At 69.6% G+C, this 21,599-nt stretch carries 23 protein-coding genes; 22 read left to right on the forward strand and 1 reads right to left on the reverse strand.

Features of this window, described 5'->3' with window-relative positions; all coding sequences use genetic code 11:
- The first annotated feature begins 83 nt into the window (after window positions 1-83).
- The 6 genes from NS220_RS00185 (at window position 84) to NS220_RS00210 (ending at window position 4,509) form a co-directional block, all read left to right on the forward strand.
- Entirely contained in the window at window positions 84-437 is a 354-nt protein-coding gene (locus NS220_RS00185; RefSeq protein WP_058622104.1) for a LysM peptidoglycan-binding domain-containing protein, read from the forward strand.
- A 118-nt stretch (window positions 438-555) separates the two neighbouring features.
- Complete coding sequence (locus NS220_RS00190) at window positions 556-1,641, forward strand: histidinol-phosphate transaminase (RefSeq protein ID WP_058622105.1); 1,086 nt, start codon at window positions 556-558, stop codon at window positions 1,639-1,641.
- Complete coding sequence (hisB, locus tag NS220_RS00195; RefSeq protein WP_058622106.1) at window positions 1,638-2,252, forward strand: imidazoleglycerol-phosphate dehydratase HisB; 615 nt, start codon at window positions 1,638-1,640, stop codon at window positions 2,250-2,252. Before NS220_RS00190 ends, hisB begins: the two co-directional genes overlap by 4 nt.
- Window positions 2,249-2,899, forward strand: coding sequence for an imidazole glycerol phosphate synthase subunit HisH (hisH, locus tag NS220_RS00200; RefSeq protein ID WP_058622107.1), 651 nt, complete (start codon window positions 2,249-2,251; stop codon window positions 2,897-2,899). Before hisB ends, hisH begins: the two co-directional genes overlap by 4 nt.
- A gap of 46 nt (window positions 2,900-2,945) precedes the next feature.
- Window positions 2,946-3,692 carry a bifunctional 1-(5-phosphoribosyl)-5-((5-phosphoribosylamino)methylideneamino)imidazole-4-carboxamide isomerase/phosphoribosylanthranilate isomerase PriA gene (priA, locus tag NS220_RS00205; RefSeq protein WP_013583379.1) on the forward strand — a complete coding sequence of 249 codons (747 nt, stop codon included), beginning with the start codon at window positions 2,946-2,948 and terminating at the stop codon, window positions 3,690-3,692.
- Entirely contained in the window at window positions 3,676-4,509 is an 834-nt protein-coding gene (locus NS220_RS00210) for an SseB family protein (protein ID WP_058622108.1), read from the forward strand. Before priA ends, NS220_RS00210 begins: the two co-directional genes overlap by 17 nt.
- A 135-nt stretch (window positions 4,510-4,644) precedes the next feature.
- On the opposite strand, the gene NS220_RS00215 is transcribed toward NS220_RS00210, so the two are convergent.
- The gene (locus NS220_RS00215; RefSeq protein ID WP_440589449.1) at window positions 4,645-5,070 is read right to left on the reverse strand and encodes a DUF1844 domain-containing protein; all 426 of its coding nucleotides are present in this window, start codon (window positions 5,068-5,070) and stop codon (window positions 4,645-4,647) included.
- A 207-nt stretch (window positions 5,071-5,277) separates the two neighbouring features.
- Here NS220_RS00215 and infC point away from each other — a divergent pair, with 207 nt between their 5' ends.
- The 16 genes from infC (at window position 5,278) to NS220_RS00295 (ending at window position 21,489) form a co-directional block, all read left to right on the forward strand.
- Complete coding sequence (gene infC / locus NS220_RS00220; RefSeq protein ID WP_081322906.1) at window positions 5,278-5,943, forward strand: translation initiation factor IF-3; 666 nt, start codon at window positions 5,278-5,280, stop codon at window positions 5,941-5,943.
- Between the two features lie 48 nt (window positions 5,944-5,991).
- Window positions 5,992-6,186, forward strand: a complete 195-nt coding sequence (gene rpmI / locus NS220_RS00225) for a 50S ribosomal protein L35 (protein WP_013583375.1) — start codon at window positions 5,992-5,994, stop codon at window positions 6,184-6,186.
- 29 nt (window positions 6,187-6,215) lie between these two features.
- A complete protein-coding gene (rplT, locus tag NS220_RS00230) occupies window positions 6,216-6,599 on the forward strand; it encodes a 50S ribosomal protein L20 (protein ID WP_058232312.1) in 384 nt (127 codons plus the stop codon).
- Between the two features lie 104 nt (window positions 6,600-6,703).
- Window positions 6,704-7,501, forward strand: a complete 798-nt coding sequence (locus tag NS220_RS00235) for a TrmH family RNA methyltransferase (RefSeq protein ID WP_058622109.1) — start codon at window positions 6,704-6,706, stop codon at window positions 7,499-7,501.
- 74 nt (window positions 7,502-7,575) lie between these two features.
- The gene (locus NS220_RS00240) at window positions 7,576-8,337 is read left to right on the forward strand and encodes an amino acid ABC transporter ATP-binding protein (RefSeq protein WP_058622110.1); all 762 of its coding nucleotides are present in this window, start codon (window positions 7,576-7,578) and stop codon (window positions 8,335-8,337) included.
- A 118-nt stretch (window positions 8,338-8,455) separates the two neighbouring features.
- The gene (locus NS220_RS00245; protein ID WP_058622111.1) at window positions 8,456-9,358 is read left to right on the forward strand and encodes a glutamate ABC transporter substrate-binding protein; all 903 of its coding nucleotides are present in this window, start codon (window positions 8,456-8,458) and stop codon (window positions 9,356-9,358) included.
- 69 nt (window positions 9,359-9,427) lie between these two features.
- Entirely contained in the window at window positions 9,428-10,084 is a 657-nt protein-coding gene (locus NS220_RS00250; protein ID WP_058622112.1) for an amino acid ABC transporter permease, read from the forward strand.
- Window positions 10,081-11,004 carry an amino acid ABC transporter permease gene (locus NS220_RS00255; protein WP_058622123.1) on the forward strand — a complete coding sequence of 308 codons (924 nt, stop codon included), beginning with the start codon at window positions 10,081-10,083 and terminating at the stop codon, window positions 11,002-11,004. The genes NS220_RS00250 and NS220_RS00255 overlap by 4 nt, the downstream gene beginning before the upstream one ends.
- Window positions 11,005-11,059: 55 nt before the next feature.
- Window positions 11,060-12,100 carry a phenylalanine--tRNA ligase subunit alpha gene (gene pheS / locus NS220_RS00260; protein ID WP_058622113.1) on the forward strand — a complete coding sequence of 347 codons (1,041 nt, stop codon included), beginning with the start codon at window positions 11,060-11,062 and terminating at the stop codon, window positions 12,098-12,100.
- Window positions 12,100-14,610, forward strand: a complete 2,511-nt coding sequence (pheT, locus tag NS220_RS00265; protein WP_058622114.1) for a phenylalanine--tRNA ligase subunit beta — start codon at window positions 12,100-12,102, stop codon at window positions 14,608-14,610. The genes pheS and pheT overlap by 1 nt, the downstream gene beginning before the upstream one ends.
- 539 nt (window positions 14,611-15,149) lie before the next feature.
- Window positions 15,150-16,199 (forward strand): N-acetyl-gamma-glutamyl-phosphate reductase, encoded by a 1,050-nt coding sequence (gene argC / locus NS220_RS00270; protein ID WP_058622115.1) that lies wholly within the window; start codon window positions 15,150-15,152, stop codon window positions 16,197-16,199.
- On the forward strand, window positions 16,196-17,353 hold the full coding sequence (gene argJ, locus NS220_RS00275; RefSeq protein ID WP_058622116.1) for a bifunctional glutamate N-acetyltransferase/amino-acid acetyltransferase ArgJ: 1,158 nt from the start codon (window positions 16,196-16,198) through the stop codon (window positions 17,351-17,353). Before argC ends, argJ begins: the two co-directional genes overlap by 4 nt.
- Entirely contained in the window at window positions 17,350-18,252 is a 903-nt protein-coding gene (gene argB, locus NS220_RS00280; protein ID WP_058622117.1) for an acetylglutamate kinase, read from the forward strand. The genes argJ and argB overlap by 4 nt, the downstream gene beginning before the upstream one ends.
- A complete protein-coding gene (locus tag NS220_RS00285; protein WP_058622118.1) occupies window positions 18,249-19,469 on the forward strand; it encodes an acetylornithine transaminase in 1,221 nt (406 codons plus the stop codon). Before argB ends, NS220_RS00285 begins: the two co-directional genes overlap by 4 nt.
- Complete coding sequence (gene argF / locus NS220_RS00290; protein WP_058622119.1) at window positions 19,466-20,389, forward strand: ornithine carbamoyltransferase; 924 nt, start codon at window positions 19,466-19,468, stop codon at window positions 20,387-20,389. Before NS220_RS00285 ends, argF begins: the two co-directional genes overlap by 4 nt.
- Window positions 20,368-21,489 (forward strand): heparan-alpha-glucosaminide N-acetyltransferase domain-containing protein, encoded by a 1,122-nt coding sequence (locus tag NS220_RS00295; RefSeq protein WP_081322904.1) that lies wholly within the window; start codon window positions 20,368-20,370, stop codon window positions 21,487-21,489. The genes argF and NS220_RS00295 overlap by 22 nt, the downstream gene beginning before the upstream one ends.
- Window positions 21,490-21,599 lie beyond the last annotated feature (110 nt).

Genomic DNA, 21,599 nt, shown 5'->3' on the forward strand with positions numbered 1-21,599 from the left:
ATATAGATTCGGAATACAGATTCGCACTCCCGCCCTCCCGGCCGAGGGCGGGGTGCGAATCTCTCCCCACCAAGGAGCACATCATGAGCAGCTTGTCCGTCACTCCCGCCCCCGTCACCCGCCTGCGTCTGACCGCACGTGGCCGCCGGGTCATCGCTTTCCTCGTCGCACTGCCGGTGGTCGTCGCCCTCGGTCTCGCGATCGTGGGCGGGGGCGCTGCCCTCGCCTCCGCTGAAGCGGGAGTCCCGAGTGGTTCGTTCGCCGAGATCACCGTCATGAGCGGCGAGACCCTGTGGTCGATCGCCGAAGACGTCGCTCCCCAGGCGGACCCGCGAGACGTGGTCGCCGAGATCTCCCGCCTGAACGCGCTCGATGGCGGCGTGGTCGCGGCCGGCCAGCGGATCGCCATTCCGTCCGAGTACCTCGCGGCACCCTGACCGGGCGCGCTGGGCCGGGGCCTCGCTCAGATGCGTCGCGTGAGCCTGGGCTTCGTCCTCGTCCGGAGTCGACGGTCTCCGCGACGCGCGAGGTCGCGAGCCGCCTACCATTGGTGGGGTGACTGTGCGCCTCGATGACCTGCCTCTTCGTGACGACCTGCGGGGGATGACCCCCTATGGTGCCCCGCAGGCGGCCCTCCCGGTGGCTCTGAACGTGAACGAGAACACGCATCCCGTTCCGTCCGAGGTTGCCGACGACATCCTCGATGCCGTTGCTCGAGTTCTGCGCGACGTCAACCGCTACCCCGATCGCGAGTTCACGGGGCTCCGCGAGGCCTTCGCCGGGTACCTCGGGCACGGTCTCGCCCCCGAGCAGATCTGGGCGGCGAACGGCTCGAACGAAGTCCTGCAGCACATCCTCCAAGCCTTCGGCGGTCCCGGCCGGACGGCGATGGGCTTCGCGCCGACCTACTCGATGTACCCGATCCTGACGCGCGCGACGGGCGCGGCCTGGATCGCGGGGGAGCGGGAGCACGACTTCACCCTGAGTCCCGAGTTCGCCGCCACGCAGGTGCGCGAGCGACGTCCCGACATCGTCTTCCTCTGCGCGCCGAACAACCCCACCGGGACGCCTCTTCGTCTGGATGTGGTCGAGGCGGTCTACAACGCCACCGACGGCATCGTCATCGTCGACGAGGCGTACCAGGAGTTCGCCCCCCGTGACGAGCCCTCGGCGGTCACGCTGCTGCCCGGGCGTCCTCGCCTCGTCATCTCGCGCACCATGAGCAAGGCCTTCGCGTTCGCGGGTGCGCGGGTGGGTTACCTCGCCGCCGCCCCCGCCCTCGTCGACGCCCTGCGGCTCGTGCGACTGCCGTACCACCTCAGCGCTCTCACCCAGGCGGCGGCGACGGCGGCGCTGCGCCACGCCGACACGATGCTGTCGATGGTCGACGAGATCGTCGCGCAGCGCGACCGCATCTCGGCGACCGTGTCCGCCCTCGGATACTCCGCGCACGAGTCCTGGACGAACTTCGTCCTGTTCGGCAGCGTCGACGACCCCGCTGCGACGTGGCAGGCGCTCTACGACCGCGGTGTCCTGATCCGCGACGTCGGCATCGCGCACCACCTGCGCGTGACGGCGGGCACCGCCGACGAGACCACCGCGTTCCTCGACGCTCTCGCCTCGGTAGGATCGCGAACATGACCGGCCCCGCCACGCCCCGCACCGCCTCGATCGCCCGCGAGACGAGTGAATCGCGTATCGAGCTCGAGCTCGATCTCGATGGCCGCGGGGCGAGTGACATCCAGACCACGGTCCCGTTCTTCGACCACATGCTCACGGCGTTCGCGAAGCACTCGCTGACCGACCTTCGGGTACGGGCGACCGGTGACACCCACATCGATGCTCACCACACGGTCGAGGACACCTCGATCGTGCTGGGCCAGGCCATTCGTCAGGCGCTCGGCGACAAGTCGGGCATCGCGCGCTACGGCGACGCCCTCGTGCCGCTCGACGAGGCGCTCGCCCAGGCCGTGGTGGACATCAGCGGGCGTCCCTACCTCGTTCACACGGGGGAGCCGGCCGGGTTCGAGCACCACCTCATCGGTGGCCACTTCACCGGCTCGCTGGTGCGCCACTCCTTCGAGGCGATCTCGATCCACGCCGGCTTGACCGTGCACGTTCGCGTGCTCGGCGGGCGCGACCCGCACCACATCGCCGAGGCCGAGTACAAGGCTCTCGCGCGGGCGTTCCGCCAGGCCAAGGCCCTCGACCCGCTCGTCGACGGCATCCCCAGCACCAAGGGCGCCCTGTGACACGTCAACCCGTCGTCGCGGTCCTCGATTACGGCTCGGGCAACGTCCACTCGGCCGTCAAGGCGCTCATCGAGGCCGGTGCCGACGCGCGCCTCACCTCCGACCGGTCCTTGTTGCTCGATGCCGACGGTCTGCTCGTCCCCGGTGTCGGCGCGTACAGCGCGGTGATGGGGGCCCTGAACGACAGCAGGGGAGGCGAGATCATCGATCGCCGTCTCGCCGGTGGTCGCCCGGTGCTCGGGATCTGCGTGGGCATGCAGGTGATGTTCGAGCGCGGTATCGAGCGGGGCGCCGACACGGAGGGGCTCGGCGAATGGCCGGGCACCGTCGCAGAGCTCGAAGCCCCGGTGCTCCCGCACATGGGGTGGAACACCGTGGCATCCGGATCCGGATCGCGTCTGTTCGACGGGATCGAGAACGAACGCTTCTACTTCGTGCACTCGTACGCGGCTCAGGAGTGGTCTCTCGAGGTCACGCCCCCGTTCCCCGAGCCCGTGCTGACGTGGTGCACCTACGGGGCGCCGTTCCTGGCGGCCGTCGAGAACGGTCCGCTGTCGGCGACGCAGTTCCATCCCGAGAAGTCGGGCGAAGCCGGCATCCGACTCCTGGCCAATTGGATCGACGGGCTGCGCACGACTACTGTGTGACCTCGTGCCCCGGCTCGGCGAGATGCGCCGAGGGGCCCGAGGAGCCATGAACGATTTCGCGTCCACGCCCGAACTTGTGCTGCTTCCGGCGGTCGATGTCGCCGACGGCAAGGCCGTCCGTCTGACCCAGGGGGAGGCGGGCACCGAGACGAGCTACGGCGATCCCGTCGACGCGGCGGCGGACTTCGCCCGCCAGGGCGCCCAGTGGATCCATCTCGTGGACCTGGATGCCGCCTTCGGCCGCGGCAGCAACGCGAACGTGATGCGCAAGGTCATCAAGCAGGTCAAGGGCGTGCAGGTGGAGCTCTCCGGCGGCATCCGCGACGACCGTTCGCTCGAGGCCGCTCTCGAGAGCGGCGCGAGCCGCATCAACCTGGGCACCGCGGCGCTCGAGAACCCGGAGTGGGCCGCCGACGTCATCAACCGCTACGGCGAGGCGATCGCGGTCGGGCTCGACGTGCGTGGCACGACGCTCGCCGCCCGCGGCTGGACCCGTGACGGCGGCGACCTGTGGACCGTGCTCGAGCGTCTCGAAGACGCCGGATGCAGCCGCTACGTCGTCACCGACGTCACGAAGGACGGCACGCTCCGCGGCCCCAACATCGAGCTGCTGCGCGAGATGACCCAGCGCACCCCCAAGCCGATCGTCGCCTCCGGCGGTGTCTCGAGCCTCGACGACATCGCGGCTCTGCGCGAACTCGTGCCCCTGGGTGTCGAGGGTGCGATCGTCGGCAAGGCGCTCTATGCGGGCCAGTTCACGCTGGCCGAGGCCCTGGATGTCGCCGGACACTGACGATCCGAGCGGTCACGGCTCCGGCGGGCATGGCTCCGCCCACCGCGGCGCTGCCCACCACGGCGCGGACTCGGCCGGTGTGCCCTGGGAGGGGCGCAGCTTCGAGCCCAATCCCCACTCGGGCGACGACGGCTCCGCCGACCCGGCCCTGCTCGCAGCGCTCCTCGCGTTCCGTTCGGGTGCCGGCGATGCGCGCGCGGTCGTCGACGCCTACCGTGACGCCCGGCTGCTGATCCCCCTCGTCGCGGAGAAGGGCGATCACGGCATCGGCGCCCACGGCCTCGAGGTCGACAAGACGCAGGAGCTGTCCATCGTCACGGTGGCCGCCCCCGACGGGCGCAAGGTCCTGCCGGTGTTCACGTCGGTGACGGCTTTGCAGACGTGGGATGCCGCGGCGCGCCCGGTACCCGCCGACGGGCGCCGCACGGCGCTGGCCGCGGCATCCGAAGACACCGAACTCGTCGTGATCGACCCCGCGTCCGAGACGGAGTTCGTGCTCCGGCGTCCCGCGGTCTGGGCGATCGCGCAGGGCGAGCCCTGGGAGCCGGCGCACACGTCGCCGACGATCTTCACCGGGCTGCAGGAGAGCATCTCCGGTGAACTCGCGGTGCTCGACCTCGCTGTCGAGTCCGGCGACCCCACCGGCCGTCTGCGCGGTCCCGAACTGGTGGTGCACCTCCAGCTGATGTCGGGGCTGGAGCAGGAGGAATTGGATGCCGTGCTCGCCCGCCTCGCGCGCCGATGGTCGGCCGACGACCGCATCGCGGTTCTCGTCGACTCCCTGACGGTGAAGCTGCACCGCAGCACCGACGCCTGAGCATCGCTCTCTCGCTCGACGTCACCAGAACAGGGGATGCCACGGCAACAGGCCGTTTCGCGCTCGATCGTCCTGTTCTCGTGGCATCCCCTGTTCTCATGACAGGCCCGGAGCCGGTACCCCAGAACGAGCGCTTTACGTGACGGGACCCGTCCACTTCTCGCCGGGCCCCTTGCCGATCGGGTCCTGGATGGTCGAGGCCTCGCGGAAGGCGAGCTGCAGGGAGCGCAAGCCGTCGCGGAGCGATCGTGCGTGCATGTCGCTGATCTCGGGTGCTCCCGCGGTGATGAGGCCGGCGAGGGCGTTGATGAGCTTGCGGGCCTCGTCGAGATCGAGCTGATGCTGCGGGTCGTCGGCCAGTCCGGTCTTCACGGCCGCGGCGCTCATGAGGTGCACGGCGGCGGTCGTGATGACCTCGACGGCGGGCACATCGGCGATGTCGCGGGTGGCGGAGGAGGCGGCGCGCTCCTGCTCCTCCCAGCGGGCGAGACGCTCGTCTTCGGCTCCGTGGCGGTGCGCGGGGCGGTCGTCGGCGGGCTGGTCGGAGGGGATCGTGTCCACGTGAATCTCTCTGCTAGACTATGGCGGGCTTCGGAGTGTCTCACTCCGTACGAAAGAGGATCACATCCCACCCGCGCTTGCCGCTCCAGGCTACCGGGTTCCCGCACTCCGCTCCGTTTCGCACGGGGTCGTCTGGGTGCAGAAGCCGGTGCTGACAGCACCGTGCCGGGTGGCGTGTGTACTCCTCTTCGCCCGCGATTTGACCGAATCGCGGCGGCCACCACCCGCACACAAGAGGAGTTCCGCATCAGCGATCCCCGCACCAACGAGCGCATCCGAGTCCCGGAGGTCCGTCTCGTCGGACCCAACGGCGAGCAGGTCGGCATCGTCCGAATCGAAGCTGCGCTGCGCCTGGCCCAGGAAGCGGACCTCGACCTGGTCGAGGTTGCGCCGAGCTCGAAGCCTCCCGTGGTCAAGATCATGGATTACGGCAAGTTCAAGTACGAGGCCGCTCAGAAGGCCAAGGAAACGCGCCGTAACCAGGCCAACACCGTCCTCAAAGAGGTCCGGTTCCGCCTGAAGATCGAGGCTCACGACTACATCACCAAGCTCAAGCGCGCCGAGGGATTCCTCCAGGCGGGCGACAAGGTGAAGGCCATGATCCTGTTCCGCGGTCGCGAGCAGTCGCGCCCCGAGCAGGGTGTGCGCCTGCTCCGCAAGTTCGCGGAAGACGTGGCCGAGTTCGGCACCGTCGAGTCGAACCCCACGATCGACGGCCGCAACATGGTGATGGTGGTCGCCCCGCACAAGAACAAGTCCGAGGTCAAGACCGAGCAGAACGCGCAGCGCGCGGCGAACCGTGAGGCGGCGCGCAGCGCGTCTCGCGGTGAGGCGGCCTCGGAAGAAACGCCCACCTCGGCCCCCGCCGAGTAAAGCTCCCCAGACTCCCGCTCCGTCGGGAACCCCAACGAAGGAAGACAGATGCCGAAGCAGAAGACCCACTCGGGCGCCAAGAAGCGCTTCAAGCTGACCGGTAGCGGCAAGCTCATGAAGCAGCAGGCCGGCATGCGCCACAACCTCGAAGGCAAGGCCTCGAAGCGCACCCGCCGTCTGAACCAGGAGCAGGTCCTGGCCAAGGGTGACTCGAAGGTCGCCAAGAAGCTCCTCGGTCTCTGAGCGCCGACGCACGTTAGGAAGAAACAGAAATGGCTAGAGTCAAGCGGGCCGTAAACGCCCACAAGAAGCGTCGCGTCATCCTCGAGCGCGCCTCCGGTTACCGCGGTCAGCGTTCGCGCCTGTACCGCAAGGCCAAGGAGCAGGTCACCCACTCCCTCGTCTACGCGTACCGCGACCGTCGCAAGCGCAAGGGCGACTTCCGTCGTCTGTGGATCCAGCGCATCAACGCGGCATCCCGTCAGAACGGCCTCACGTACAACCGCTTCATCCAGGGCCTCGGCCTCGCGGGTGTGCAGGTCGACCGTCGCATGCTCGCCGAGCTCGCCGTGAACGAGCCCGCCGTGTTCGCCTCGCTGGTCCAGACCGCGAAGGCGGCGCTGCCCAGCGACGTCAACGCTCCGAAGTCCGCGTAAGTCGCGACTTCTCCCGGAACGGGCGTCCTCTTCGGAGGGCGCCCGTTCCGTCGTTCGTGCGCGGCATCCCCGGCTCCATGCCCTCAGCGCCATACACTGGTCACGTGCTGGAGAACCCCCGTTCGCCGCGGGTGCGCGCCGTGGCCAAGCTCAGCAAACGCGCCGCCCGTCAAGAGACCGGCCTGTTCCTCCTCGAGGGTCCGCAGGCCGCGCGCGAAGCTCTGGCGTGGGCACCGGAGACCGTTCTCGAGCTCTACGCGACGCCGACGGCTCTCGAGAAGCACACCGACGTTCGCGACGCCGCCGAGCAGGCCGGCGTCGATCTGCAGTACACGACCGAAGCGGTCCTGGATGCCATGGCTGACACGGTCACGCCGCAGGGCATCGTCGCGGTGGCCCGGCAGGCGCCGTCCGCGTTGAAGGACGTCCTCGCGGGCAGTCCTCGCCTCATCGCGATCTGCGAGGAGGTGCGGGATCCCGGCAATCTCGGCACGATCATCCGCGCCGCTGACGCGGCCGGCGCCGATGCGGTCGTCCTCACGGGGCGAACCGTCGACCCGTACAACCCGAAGGTCGTCCGCTCGACGACAGGGTCGCTCTTCCACGTTCCGGTGGCCGTCGATCTCGAGCTCGCCGACGTCGTCGCCCGCGCGCACGAAGCCGGACTCCGCGTGGTCGCCGCCGATGTCGACGGCGATGACTTCCTGGCATCCCGAGATCTTCTCTCCGAGCCGACGGCGTGGCTCTTCGGCAACGAGGCGCGGGGGCTCGACGAGACGGCGCTCGCTCACGCGGACCTCTCGTTGCGCCTGCCGATCTTCGGGCGCGCCGAGTCGCTGAACCTCGCCACCGCGGCGAGCGTGTGCCTCTACGAGACGGCTTTCGCGCAGCGCGCGCGATAGATCTGCTGTTACAGAACGGTTAAGGCGTGCGCCGGAATGTGGTCGCTTGCACAACATCCTCATAGGGTGAACGCATGGCATCCGTTCCCCCGGCGGGCTCCGAGCCCCTTGTCGTCGTCTCCGATGTGCAGAAGCACTACGGCCAGTTCCAGGCGCTCACAGATATCAACCTGACCGTCGACCGCGGAGAGGTCGTGGTCGTCATCGGCCCGTCCGGCTCCGGGAAGTCGACGCTCTGCCGCACCATCAACCGTCTCGAGACCATTACGAGCGGCTCCATCACGATCGACGGCAAGGAGCTTCCCAAAGAGGGGAAGGGCCTGGCCGAACTGCGTGCCGACGTCGGCATGGTCTTCCAGTCGTTCAACCTCTTCGCGCATCTGACGATCCTCGAGAACGTCACGCTGGGTCCGATCAAGGTCCGCAAGCTCAAGAAGGCGGATGCCGAGAAAGAGGCGCGCGCGTTGCTTGAGCGCGTGGGCGTCGGGCACCAGGCCGACAAGCTCCCTGCCCAGCTCTCGGGTGGTCAGCAGCAGCGCGTGGCGATCGCCCGCGCTCTCGCGATGAAGCCCAAGGTCATGCTGTTCGACGAGCCGACCTCGGCCCTCGACCCCGAGATGATCAACGAGGTGCTCGACGTGATGGTCGGTCTCGCCAAAGACGGCATGACCATGATCGTCGTCACCCATGAGATGGGCTTCGCCCGCAAGGCGGCGAACCGTGTGGTCTTCATGGCCGACGGCCAGATCGTCGAGCAGGCCGCTCCCGAGCAGTTCTTCACGCACCCGGAATCGGATCGTGCCAAGGACTTCCTCTCAAAGCTGATCACGCACTGATCTGAGAAGGCGACGAACACGGTGGTTCGCTCGCCCCCTCGCGTCACCCCCCCGGCCGACCCGAACGTGCCGTCATCGACCCTTATCCGCACAGCACACGTAACCAAGGAGACAGCACATGCGTAAAACACGTACTCTCACCGGCCTCGGCATCCTCGCCGCAGGGCTCCTCGCCCTGACGGCCTGCAACAGCGGCACCCCCGGTGCCCCCGACGCCGGGTCCGGCGGCGGCTCCGACTCGACGCAGCTCTGGGAGGTCGCCTCCGGCGTCTCGCTCGACGGCAGCCCCACGTACGACCGCATGGTCTCGGCCGACAAGGTCGTCGTCGGTGTGAAGGAAGACCAGCCCGGCCTCGGCTTCAAGGACCCCATCAGCGGTGAGCGCGGCGGGTTCGACGTCGAGATCTCGCAGTGGATCGCGGCCTCGCTCGGCTTCGACGCCGACAAGATCGAGTACAAGACGATCCCCTCCGCCAACCGCGAGCAGGAGCTGGTCAACGGGAACATCGACTACTACGTCGGCACGTACTCGATCACCGACAAGCGCAAGGCGCAGATCGACTTCGCCGGCCCGTACCTCATCACGGGCCAGGGTCTGCTCGTCGCCGCCGACAACGAGGACATCAAGGGACCGAACGACCTCGCGGGCAAGATCGTCTGCTCGGTGACCGGTTCGACGCCGCTGCAGCGCATTCGTGACGAGTACTCGCCCGGCGACACCGTCGAGTACGACACGTACACGCAATGCCTCGAGCAGTTGCGCGCGGGTTCGGTCGACGCCGTCACCACCGACCAGGCGATCCTGGCCGGCTACGTCGCCCAGGAGCCCGAGGCCTTCAAGATCGCCGGCGACACCTTCAGCGAGGAGCGCTACGGCGTGGGCCTGCCCAAGGGCGACACCGTCCTGAAGGACCACATCAACACCCTCTTCAACGACGGTGGTGAGGTCTGGACCGCCCTGTTCGAGAAGAACCTCGCTCCTGCCGGCATCAAGGGCGAGCAGCCGACCGCCGACGAGTGATCCCTCGGGGGCGGCGTGCCTTCACCGGCCCGCCGCCCTCGACCCCCCCCGATCAAGACAGGACCATGCATGGGTGTCATCACCGACAACCTCGACATCTGGAGCGAAGCGCTCGTCGGCACGCTCGTGCTGTTCTTCGCCGGCGGCGCGCTCGCGCTCGTCCTCGGCATCGTCGTCGGCGCGATGCGCGTCTCGCCGGTGCCGATCGCCCGCGGCGTCGGCACGTTCTACGTCAGCGCGATCCGCAACACGCCGCTCACGCTCGTGTTCTTCGCGTTCGTGTTCGCGCTGCCGCCGCTGCTGGGGCTGCGCCTCACCGGCGACGTCTCGCTGACGCTGGGCATCTGCGCCCTCGGCATCTACACCGCGACCTATGTCGCCGAAGCCATCCGTTCGGGGGTCAACACCGTGCCCGTCGGTCAGGCCGAGGCGGCGCGAGCTCTGGGGCTGACCTTCGGACAGGTCATGTCACTGATCGTCCTCCCGCAGGCGTTCCGCTCGGTCATCCCCCCGATGGTGAGCGTTTTCATCGCCCTGCTGAAGAACACCACCGTCGCGGCCGGATTCTCGATCGTGAACCTCGGCTCGGTGCGCAACTACCTCAGTGAGCGCGGAGAGAACGCGTTCATCGTCATCCTGTGGATCATGGTCGTCTTCGTCGCGCTCGTCCTGCTGCTGTCCTGGCTGCAGCGAACGCTCGAGAACCGATGGAGGGTCGCCCGATGAGCAGCGTCCTGTACGACGTCCCCGGCCCCAAGGCCATCGTCCGCAATCGCATCCTGGGAGTGCTGACGATCCTCGTCGTGCTCGCGATCGTCGGCTTCTTCGTGTGGAGGCTCGCCGACACCGGCCAGTTCACCGCGCAGAAGTGGTCGGCGTTCACCTACACGAACGTCTGGATCGAGATCCTCAAGGCGACCGGGGCCACTCTCGCCGCCTTCGCCGCCGCGGCCGTCGGCGCTCTGACGCTCGGCTTCGTCCTCGCGATCGGTCGCCTGTCGGACCACAAATGGGTCCGATGGCCGTTCACCGCCGTCATCGAGGTCTTCCGCGCGATCCCGGTCCTCGTCTTCATGTTCCTGCTGTACTACGGCTTCCCCGTCATCGGCATCCGCATGGAGCCGTACTGGGCCGTCGTGATCGCGCTCGTCTGCTACAACGGGTCGGTGCTGGCCGAGGTCATCCGCGCCGGCGTCGAGTCCCTGCCGCGCGGACAGGCCGAGGCCGGCTATGCGATCGGGCTGCGCAAGGCCGGGGTGATGCGCCTGGTCCTGCTCCCGCAGGCGGTCCGCGCGATGATGCCCGTCATCATCGCCCAGCTCGTCGTGACGCTGAAGGACACCGCGCTCGGCTTCGTCATCACGTACCCGGAACTGCTGTTCTACGCGAAGTACATCGGCGCGCAGCCGAGCGTCGGCTCGCCGATCGTCCCGGCGACCATCGTGGTCGGCATCATCTACATCGCGCTCTGCCTCATCCTGTCGTTCGTGGCGAACCTGGTGGAGAAGCGCTTGCGGCGTTCTCCGCGTGTCACGCAGGTGGCCGCCGCCGTGCAGGCTCCGCAGCAGGGCGGGACCGACACCGAGCTGATCGTCGCGCAGCGCGGTCTCGGGAAGTACAACGCCGGGAGCGGCGGCGGAATCTGAGGAGTCCTACCGAGCGGCGGGGGAGTGTCCCCGCCCCTCGGTAGACTCTCATCTCGTGTCCGACGCACCCGAGATCACCCCCGAGGCCGTCGCCTCCGCCGTCGATGCCGCCCTCGCGGCCATCGCCGCGGCCGCGACCACGGCCGACCTGAAAGCCGCCCGCGCAGCTCACACCGGTGAGCAGTCCGCCCTCGCGCGACTGAACGCCCAGATGCGCCACGTCGCCCCCGACCAGAAGGCCGCGTTCGGCAAGCTCGTCGGCCAGGCCCGAGGGCAGGTCAACCAGGCGCTCGCCGCCCGCGAGGCCGAACTGGCCGAGGCCGAGACGGCCGCTCAGCTCGAGGCCGAGCGCATCGACGTCACGGCGCTGCCCCAGCGCGCGCGCGTCGGGGCTCGGCATCCCATCTCCCTCCTGCAGGAGCAGGTGTCCGACATCTTCGTCGGAATGGGGTGGGAGATCGCCGAAGGGCCCGAGCTCGAGCACGAGTGGTTCAACTTCGATGCGCTGAACGTTGACCCCGATCACCCTGCCCGCACGATGCAGGACACCTTCTACGTCGATCCGGTCGCGCGGCACCTCGTGCTGCGTACCCAGACGTCGCCGGTGCAGATGCGGTCGATGCTGGAGCGGGAGATCCCGATCTACGTTCTTTCCCCGGGCCGCGTGTACCGCACCGACGAATTCGACGCGACGCACCTGCCGGTGTTCACGCAGTTCGAGGGGCTCGTGATCGACAAGGGCATCACGATGGCGCACCTCAAGGGCACCCTCGATCACGCGGCGCGCGTGCTCTTCGGACCCGAGGCCAAGACGCGCTTCCGCGCGAACTTCTTCCCGTTCACCGAGCCGAGCGCCGAGCTCGACCTGTGGCACCCGACCTTCAAGGGCGGAGCGCGCTGGATCGAGTGGGGCGGCTGCGGAATGGTGAACCCCAACGTCCTGCGGGCGGCCGGCATCGACCCCGAGGAGTACTCGGGCTTCGCGTTCGGTATGGGCATCGAGCGCACGCTCATGTTCCGCAGCGACGTGCAAGACATGCGCGACATGGCCGAGGGCGATGTCCGCTTCAGCGAACAGTTCGGAATGGTGGTCTGATGCGCGTCCCGCTCTCCTGGCTGCGCGAGTACGTCGACGTGCCCGCGGAGGCCACGCCCGACGACGTTCTCGCGGCCCTGGTGTCCGTCGGCTTCGAAGAAGAAGACGTGCATCGCTTCGAGCTCGAAGGCCCCATCGTGGTCGGAGAAGTGAAGGAGTTCACCCCCGAGCCGCAGTCCAACGGCAAGACCATCCGCTGGTGCCAGGTCGACGTCGGCGACGAACACGGGGGAGTGCGCGGCATCGTCTGCGGCGCCGGCAACTTCTTCCCCGGCGACAAGGTCGTCGTGACCCTGCCCGGATCGGTGCTGCCCGGGCCCTTCCCGATCGCCGCACGCAAGACCTACGGGCACGTGTCCGACGGCATGATCGCGTCCGCGAAAGAGCTGGGCCTGGGCAGCGAGCACTCCGGCATCCTGCGTCTGGTCGACCTGGGTATCGACGCGCCGGTGGGAACGGATGCCATCGCGCTGCTGGGTCTGGACGACATCGCCGTCGAGATCAACGTCACACCCGACCGCGGGTACGCGCTGTCGCTGCGCGGCGTCGCGCGCGAGTACTCCCACGCGACGGGAGCGGCATTCCGCGACCCGGGCACGGGCCACGAGGGCGCCGTCGCGCGGACGCCCCAGGGCTTCCCGCTCGCGGTGAACGACCGCGCGCCGATCCGCGGACGCCAAGGTGCGAGCGAGTTCGTCGCCCGGATCGTCCGCGATGTCGATCCCTCGCGCCCGACGCCGCCGTGGATGATCACGCGGCTGTCGCTCGCCGGCATCCGCTCGCTCGGTGTGCTGATCGACATCACGAACTACGTCATGCTCGAGCTCGGCCAGCCGATTCACGGCTACGACCTCGATCGTCTGCAGGGCGGCATCACCGTGCGCCGCGCAGAAGAGGGCGAGAAGCTCGAGACGCTCGACGGACAGGTGCGCACCCTCAGCGGCGAAGACCTGCTGATCACCGATGACTCGGGGCCGATCGGTCTCGCGGGCGTGATGGGCGGCGGCCCTACGGAGATGAGCGACGCCACCCGCAACGTGCTCATCGAAGCGGCGACCTTCGATCAGGTGTCGATCGCCCGTACGGCGCGGCGGCACAAGCTGCCCTCCGAGGCGTCGCGTCGGTTCGAGCGCGGCGTCGACCCGCTCGTGCCGTACGTCGCCGCCGAGCGCGTGGCCTCGCTGATGGTGGAGCTCGCCGGCGGCACGCTCGACACCGAGCTCGGGGGAGCGCTCGGCGCGCCCTACCACCGTGACCCGATCACCCTTCCCGCGGGTTTCGTGCCGGGCCTGATCGGTGTCGAGTACACCGACGACGAGATCGTGTCGTCGCTGCGTCTCATCGGCTGCACGCTCGACGAACGCGACGGCGGGTGGTCGGTGACGGCGCCGTCGTGGCGTCACGACCTCTCCGACAAGTGGACGCTCGCCGAAGAGGTGGCGCGTATCGAGGGCTACGACCGCATCCCCTCCGTCCTGCCCACCCCGCCCTCGGGTCGTGGTCTGACGCGTGCCCAGCAGGGCCGCCGCCGGGTCGCGAACGCGCTCGCCGCGGCGGGCTTCGTCGAGACGCCGTCGTTCCCGTTCACCACCGAGGAGCAGAACGCCCTGCACGGCTCGCCCTCGGGTGACACGCTGCCGAGCGTCAAGCTCGCCAACCCGCTCGACGGTCTCGCGCCGTTCCTGCGTCGCTCGCTCATCCCGGCGATGTTGCAGGTCGCGCACCGCAACGTCTCGCGCGGCATCGTCGATCTCGCCCTGTTCGAGGTCGGCACGGTGTTCCTGCCGAAGCCCGGCGTGCAGTACGGCACGTCGTCGGTTCCGCCGCTGGCGGTGCGACCGGATGCCGCGACCCTGACGGCTCTGGATGCCTCGATCCCGCCGCAGCGCCGACATGTCGCGGTGCTGCTGACGGGCCACACCGTGCCCAAGCAGCCCGGGCAGGCGGCCGTCGCGGCCGATCTCGCCGACGCGGTCGACGCGGTGCGCGTGCTGACCGCCGCGGCAGGACTGGACATCGAGCTCGTGCAGGCGCAGCGTGCCGCCCTGCACCCCGGCCGCACGGCTCGCGTGCTCTCCGGTGGGCAGGACATCGGCTACGTCGGCGAACTGCTCCCCACCGTCTCGGCCGATGCCGACCTGCCGGGCCGCGTGCTCGTGGCCGAACTCGACCTCGACGCCATGCTCGACCTCGCGCAGGCGCGCCCCGTGGCCGCTTCGCTCTCGGGCTTCCCGGCGGCGACGCAGGACGTGTCGCTCGTCGTCCCGCTCGAGGTCGCGGCCGGCGCGGTGCGCGCGGCGCTGCTCGAGGGGGGCGCGCCGCTGCTCGAGGGAGCGCGCCTGGTCGACGACTACCGCGGTTCCGGCCTCGCCGAGGGCACGAAGAGCCTGACGTTCGCCCTGCGCTTCCGCGCCGACGACCGCACCCTCACGGCGGCGGAGGCGACGGATGCCAAACTCGCCGGCGTCGCGGTGGCCGCTGAGCGTTTCGGGGCTGCGATCCGCGACTGAACGACGTCGAGCTCACGACGGGGCGGGGTGCACGCGGCGGAGGCCGTGGCATCCCGCCCTCTTCGTGCGCCGGAAGACGTGCGCCGGAAGACGTGCGTCGGCGGGCGTGCTCGGAAGACGTGTTCCGGAAGACGTGCGCCGGCGGGCGAGCACCCCGTGCAGACGTGGACTGCCCTCACCGCGGATAAAGGGGGCAGTCGGAAGCAACCCGCGGTGAGGGCAGGATTGAAGCATACCGCCCTCTTGTCCCCCAAATGGGGGACAAGACAGGATTTGCAGGACGATTTCCCAGCCGGGCCTTCTCGCCGGCCCGCGAAGGGGGATTTGCCCCCGAGCCGGGCGGGCCGATACCCTCGCCAGATGTCGTCGATCGCCGCGTTCAGCTCGGAGCTCTCCGTGAGCACCGCTGCGCTGCGCCGACGTCGGGTCGCACGCCGAGTCTCGGCGACCTCGTAGTCCGCCGATTGTCGGGCATGCGGGCGTCGCCGCCCCGGTACGCGCTGAATTTCAGCACCCGCCCCGACTCCTAAGGTAGATACATGACCCTCTCGGTCGCCGTCTCCGGCGCTTCCGGCTATGCGGGCGGCGAGATCCTCCGCCTCCTCGCCGACCATCCCGATGTCGAGATCCGCACCGTCACCGCGCACTCCAGCGCGGGTCAGCCGCTTCTCGCCCACCAACCCCACCTGCGCTCGCTCGCGCACCTCGAGCTGCAGGCGACGACACCCGAGATCCTGGCCGGTCACGACGTCGTCTTCCTCGCGCTGCCGCACGGCCAGTCCGCGCAGTACACCGACGCGCTCGCAGACACCCCGCTCGTGATCGACGCCGGAGCCGACCACCGGCTCACCTCGTCGGACGACTGGGCGGCGTTCTACGGGGGAGCGCACGCCGAGCCGTGGGCGTACGGCGTGCCGGAGCTCCCTGTCGCGGGCGGCAAACAGCGCGAGAACCTCCGCGGCGTGACGCGCATCGCCGCCCCCGGATGCAACGCCTCGACCGTGTCGCTCTCGCTCGCGCCCGGGGTGGCCGCGGGCGTCATCGACCCGGGCGACATCGTCTCGGTGCTGGCCGTCGGACCCAGCGGGGCGGGGAAGTCCGCGAAGACCAACCTCCTCGCGAGCGAGATCCTCGGCACGGCCAACCCGTACGCGGTCGGTGGGACCCACCGTCACATTCCCGAGATCCGGCAGGCGCTCGCCGCGGCCGGGGCCCCGGCCGACGGCATCCGGATCTCGTTCACCCCGGTTCTCGTTCCGATGGCGCGGGGGATCCTCGCGACCTCGTCGGCACCGATCCGCGACGGGGCGACGGATGCCGAGATCCGCGCCGCGTGGGAGGACGCCTACGCCGACGAACCCTTCGTCCAGTTGCTTCCCGCCGGGGTCTTCCCGCGGACCGCCGATGTGCTCGGAGCCAACGTCGCCTCGATCGGTCTGGCGATCGATCGCGCGGCGAACCGGGTCGTCGCGGTCGCCGCCGTCGACAATCTCGTCAAGGGCACGGCCGGAGCCGCCGTGCAGTCCATGAACCTCGCGTCGGGTCTCGCCGAGACCACCGCCCTTCCCCTGAACGGAGTCGCCCCGTGAGCGTGACCGTCCCCGCCGGATTCGAGGCGGCCGGAGTCGCCGTCGGCCTGAAGTCGACCGGCGCGCGCGACGTCGCCGTCGTGGTCAACCGCGGTCCCCTCAAGGTGGGTGCGGCCGTCTTCACGTCGAACCGGGCGAAGGCCAACCCGATCCTGTGGTCGGAGCAGGTCGTGAAGGACGGCGTCGTCGAGGCGATCGTGCTCAACTCGGGCGGAGCGAACTGCTTCACGGGGTCGTTCGGTTTCCAGACCACGCACCAGACCGCCGAGCGCGCGGCCAAGTTGCTCGGTGTCGGCGCGGGCGACGTGCTCGTGTGCTCGACGGGGCTCATCGGAACGGGCGACGAGGTCTTCCGGGCGAAAGTGCTCGCGGGCGTGGACGAGGGGATCGCGACCCTGTCGCCCGAGGGGGGCGAGGACGCGTCGCTGGCGATCATGACCACCGACTCGAAGCCCAAGCGCGCCGTGCACGTCGGAGAGGGCTGGTCGATCGGCGCGATGGCGAAGGGCGCCGGGATGCTGGCACCGGGCTTGGCGACCATGCTCGTCGTCGTGACGACCGACGCGGTCCTCGACGCGGCCCCGGCCGACGCCGCGCTCCGGGCCGCGACGCGGGTCAGCTTCGATCGCCTCGACTCCGACGGCTGCATGTCGACCAACGACCAGGTCACGCTGATGGTCAGCGGGGCCAGTGGCATCCGCGTTCCCGCCGACGAGTTCACGGCGGCTCTGACCGCGGTGTGCGACGACCTCGCCTCCCAGTTGCAGGGGGATGCCGAGGGTGCCAGCCACGACATCACCATCGAGGTCGTGAACGCCGCGAGCGAGGACGACGCCGTCGAGGTGGGGCGCTCGATCGCCCGCAACAACCTCTTCAAGGCCGCGATCTTCGGTAACGACCCCAACTGGGGACGTGTGCTCGCGGCCATCGGCACGACCGACGCCGCCTTCGACCCCTACGACGTCGACGTGTGGATGAACGGCGTACGCGTGTGCACCGCGGGCGGTCCCGACCGCCCCCGCGAGGACGTCGACCTCACCCCGCGGGCGACCGACCTCGTCGTCGACCTGCGCGTCGGGGAGGCTTCGGCCACGATCCGCACCAACGACCTGACGCAAGATTACGTCCACGAGAACAGCGCCTACTCCTCATGACCCACGTCGACCTCCAAGACACCGACCCCGCCGAAGCCAGCGAGCGGGCGGTCACGCTCGTCGAGTCGCTGCCCTGGGTGCGCAAGTACCGCGACCAGGTCGTGGTGGTGAAATACGGCGGGAACGCCATGGTGAGCGACGAGCTGCAAGATGCCTTCGCCGCCGACATCGCGTACCTCCGCTACGTGGGCGTCAAGCCCGTCGTCGTGCACGGCGGCGGCCCGCAGATCTCGTCGATGCTGGACCGTCTCGACATCCCCAGCGAGTTCCGCGGCGGGTACCGGGTCACCTCGACCGAGGCGATCGGCGTCGTCCGCATGGTCCTGACGGGGCAGATCAACCCGCAGCTCGTGGCCAAGGTCAACGCCCACGGCCCCCTCGCCACCGGGCTCAGCGGAGAGGACGCCGGCCTGTTCGGCGGACGTCGCCGCGGTGTCGTGGTGGACGGCGTCGAGCATGACCTGGGCCGCGTCGGCGATGTCGTGACCGTCGACCCGCAGCCGGTGCTCGACCATCTCGCCGCCGGTCGCGTGCCGATCGTCTCGAGCATCGCACCCGACCTCGACCACCCCGGCACGTCGCTGAACGTGAACGCGGATGCCGCGGCGGCGGCGCTCGCGGTGGCTCTGAACGCGAAGAAGCTCGTCGTCCTGACCGACGTGCCCGGGCTCTACGCCGACTGGCCGAACCGCGACTCGCTCGTGTCGCACCTGACCTCGACGGAGCTGCGCGCGATGGTGCCGCGTCTCGAATCCGGGATGATCCCGAAGATGCAGGCGTGCCTCGACGCCGTCGACGGGGGAGTGCCCACCGCGGCCATCATCGACGGACGCGTGCCGCACTCGGTGCTCGTCGAACTCTTCACCAGCAAGGGAATCGGAACGGAGGTGGTCGCATGACCGCGGACACGAAATGGCAGGAAGACGCCGGACGCGACCTCGTCCGCAGCTTCGGCGACCGCATGGCGCTGTTCGTCCGCGGCGAGGGCGCATACGTCTGGGATGCCGACGACACGAAGTACCTGGACTTCCTCGCCGGCATCGCGGTCAACGCGCTCGGCCACGCCCACCCGACCTTCGTCGAGGCGATCACCGCGCAGGCGTCCACGCTCGCGCACGTGTCGAACTACTTCGCCACCCCGCCCCAGCTCGCTCTCGCGGCGCGCCTCAAGCGCCTCGCGGGCACGGGGGAGTCGGGCCGGGTGTACTTCGGCAACTCGGGCGCCGAGGCCAACGAAGCGGCGTTCAAGCTCGCGCGCCTGCACGGCCGCGGCACCGATCGCACGCGCATCCTGACGCTCAAGGGCGGATTCCACGGCCGCACGATGGGCTCGCTCGCCCTGACCGGCAAACCCGCGCTCCAGGCCGATTTCCTGCCGATGGTCCCGGGTGTCGAGCACATCGACGCCACGATCGAGGCTCTCGAGGCCGCGGTCGACGACCGGGTCGCGGCGCTCCTCGTCGAGCCCATTCAGGGCGAGGCCGGCGTCGTCGAATTGCCCGAGGGCTACCTCCAGGCCGCACGGGAGATCACGGCGCGTCACGGCGCGCTGCTGATCATCGACGAGATCCAGACCGGCGCGGGCCGCACCGGCGCGTGGTTCGGGTTCCAGCACGCCGGGATCGTCCCCGACGCCATCACGGTGGCCAAGGGCATCGGCGGAGGCTTCCCGATCGGAGCGCTCATCACCTTCGGTGCCGCGAGCGACCTGTTCTTCCCGGGCACCCACGGGTCGACCTTCGGCGGAAACGCCCTGGGCACCGCGGTCGGGGGAGCGGTCCTGGAAGAGATCGAGGCCTCCGGTCTCGTCGAGAACGCCGCCCGTCGCGAGACCCAGCTGCGCGACGGTATCGCCGCGCTCGGCTCCTCCCTGGTCGCGGGCGTCCGTGGGCGGGGTCTGCTGCTGGGAATCGGGCTCACCAGTCCCGTCGCGAAGGCCGTGGTCGCCGCGGCCCAGCAGCACGGGCTGATCGTCAACGCGGCCAACGACGACACGATCCGCATCGCGCCGCCGCTCACCATCGGCGATGCCGAGATCGCGCTGTTCCTCGATCTGTTCGGCGCTGCCCTCGCCACCGTCTCCGATGCCCTGATCCTCGAAGGAGCCCCCGCGTGACCCGCCACCTGCTGCGTGACGACGACCTGAGCCCGGCCGAGCAGGCCGAGATCCTCGACCTCGCGATCGAACTGAAGAAGGACCGCTGGGCGCAGAAGCCGCTCGAAGGCCCCCAGACCGTCGCGGTGATCTTCGACAAGTCCTCGACCCGCACCCGCGTCTCGTTCGCCGTCGGCATCGCCGACCTCGGTGGCTCGCCGCTGATCATCTCGACGGCCAACAGTCAGCTGGGCGGCAAGGAGACCCCCTCCGACACCGCTCGGGTCCTCGAGCGCCAGGTCGCCGCGATCGTCTGGCGCACCTACGCGCAGGCGGGGCTCGAAGAGATGGCGCGGGGGACGCGCGTGCCGGTCGTCAACGCGCTCAGCGACGACTTCCACCCGTGCCAGCTCCTCGCCGACCTGCTCACGATCCGCGAGCACAAGGGCGAGCTGAAGGGGCTGACGCTGTCGTTCTTCGGCGACGGGCAGAGCAACATGGCCCACTCCTACGTGCTGGCCGGGGTCACCGCGGGCATGCACGTGCGCGTCGCGGCTCCCGCGGACTACGCTCCCCGCGCCGACGTGATCGCGGACGCCGAGCGGATCGCCGCCGAGACCGGCGGATCCATCACCCTCAGCGCCGACCCCGAGGCCGCGGCATCCGGGGCCGACGTCATCGTGACCGACACCTGGGTCTCGATGGGCAAAGAGGAGGAGAAGATCGCGCGCATCCGCGACCTGGGCGGCTTCAAGGTCACGAGCGAGCTCATGACCCGCGCCGACGCCGACGCGATCTTCATCCACTGCCTGCCCGCCGATCGCGGCTACGAGGTCGATGCCGAGGTCATCGACGGCCCGCAGAGCGTCGTGTGGGACGAGGCCGAGAACCGACTCCACGCCCAGAAGGCGCTGCTGGTGTGGCTTCTGCGCCAGAACTGACCTCCCGGTCCCGTCGGCTCTGGGCCCGCTTCGACGGCCCGGGCCGGCTGGCCGGGGTCGATCTCGCCCGCGGCCTCGCCGTGGTGGGCATGCTGGCCGCGCATCTGCTCGACATCGACGACTTCGTGCCGCGAGATCCCTCGTCCTGGCTCGACGTGGTGAACGGGCGGTCGTCGATCCTGTTCGCGGTGCTCGCGGGCCTGTCGATCTCCCTCGTCACCGGCGGCACCCGGCCGGTCGAGGGGGGCCGGCGCGCACGCGTGTCCGCGCGGCTGGCGCTGCGGGGCGGGTTGCTCTGGGCCATCGGCATCCTGCTCGTCCTGACCGGGGTGCCCGTCTACGTGATCCTTCCCGCGTACGCGCTGCTCTTCGCGCTGTCGCTGCCGTTCGTCGGGATGCGCGCGCGCGGTCTCTTCCTCACGGCGGGGGCGCTCGCCCTGGTGATGCCGTGGATCCAGCCCCTGCTGGATGCGGCACCGATCTGGGCGGGGCGCGGGGGCGACGAGCTCGCCTCCGCCCTCGGCTGGCACTATCCCTTCACCGTCTGGATCGCGTTCCTGCTCGCCGGGATGGGGCTGGGGCGCCTCGATCTGCGGCTGCTGCCCGAGCAGGCGTTGATCGTGTTGGCCGGCTCCGCCCTCACGCTCGCGGGCTACGGTCTGAGCCTCACGACTTCTCCGCTGGTGGCCCGCGATGCGTACCTGTCGACGGTGCTGACCGCCGAGCCCCACTCGGCGGGTCTCGGGGAGGTCATCGGTTCCGGCGGCTTCGCGATCATGGTGATCGGCCTCTGTCTCTTGCTGTGCCGCACCCCGCTGCGCTGGCTCGCGGTTCCGCTCCGCGCGGTCGGCTCGATGCCGCTGACGGCCTACGTCCTGCAGTTGCTCGTGTGGGCCGTGGTGGCGCTGACGGTGCTGGGCGACACGTCGGATCTGTGGGGCATCCGCGCGCTCGACCTCTTCGGTCCCCTCACGCTCGGTCTCATCGTCGGGTGCACGGTCTGGGTGCTGACGGTGGGCCGGGGGCCACTCGAGACGGCGATCGACGCGGTCGTGCGGATCGTCGTCGGACGGGATGCCGGAACCCCCCGCGAGCGCTGAGGCTCGAGCCGCGCGGGGCGGGGTCCGTCCCTTATACACATCTGACGCTGACGACGAACTTACGCGTGGCGGTCGCTGTCGTGGAAGAGTGATCCACGCAACGAAACAGA

Source organism: Microbacterium testaceum, assembly GCF_001476655.1.
Classification (GTDB): Bacteria; Actinomycetota; Actinomycetes; order Actinomycetales; family Microbacteriaceae; genus Microbacterium; species Microbacterium testaceum_C.

Bases quoted from the DNA above. Each gene is read 5' to 3' on its own strand.
- NS220_RS00185 (WP_058622104.1), top strand. From the start codon at position 84: ATGAGCAGCTTGTCCGTCACTCCCGCCCCCGTCACCCGCCTGCGTCTG.
- hisB (WP_058622106.1), top strand. From the start codon at position 1,638: ATGACCGGCCCCGCCACGCCCCGCACCGCCTCGATCGCCCGCGAGACG.
- priA (WP_013583379.1), top strand. From the start codon at position 2,946: ATGAACGATTTCGCGTCCACGCCCGAACTTGTGCTGCTTCCGGCGGTC.
- NS220_RS00210 (WP_058622108.1), top strand. From the start codon at position 3,676: ATGTCGCCGGACACTGACGATCCGAGCGGTCACGGCTCCGGCGGGCAT.
- rpmI (WP_013583375.1), top strand. From the start codon at position 5,992: ATGCCGAAGCAGAAGACCCACTCGGGCGCCAAGAAGCGCTTCAAGCTG.
- rplT (WP_058232312.1), top strand. From the start codon at position 6,216: ATGGCTAGAGTCAAGCGGGCCGTAAACGCCCACAAGAAGCGTCGCGTC.
- NS220_RS00240 (WP_058622110.1), top strand. From the start codon at position 7,576: ATGGCATCCGTTCCCCCGGCGGGCTCCGAGCCCCTTGTCGTCGTCTCC.
- NS220_RS00245 (WP_058622111.1), top strand. From the start codon at position 8,456: ATGCGTAAAACACGTACTCTCACCGGCCTCGGCATCCTCGCCGCAGGG.
- NS220_RS00250 (WP_058622112.1), top strand. From the start codon at position 9,428: ATGGGTGTCATCACCGACAACCTCGACATCTGGAGCGAAGCGCTCGTC.
- NS220_RS00255 (WP_058622123.1), top strand. From the start codon at position 10,081: ATGAGCAGCGTCCTGTACGACGTCCCCGGCCCCAAGGCCATCGTCCGC.
- pheT (WP_058622114.1), top strand. From the start codon at position 12,100: ATGCGCGTCCCGCTCTCCTGGCTGCGCGAGTACGTCGACGTGCCCGCG.
- argC (WP_058622115.1), top strand. From the start codon at position 15,150: ATGACCCTCTCGGTCGCCGTCTCCGGCGCTTCCGGCTATGCGGGCGGC.
- argB (WP_058622117.1), top strand. From the start codon at position 17,350: ATGACCCACGTCGACCTCCAAGACACCGACCCCGCCGAAGCCAGCGAG.
- NS220_RS00285 (WP_058622118.1), top strand. From the start codon at position 18,249: ATGACCGCGGACACGAAATGGCAGGAAGACGCCGGACGCGACCTCGTC.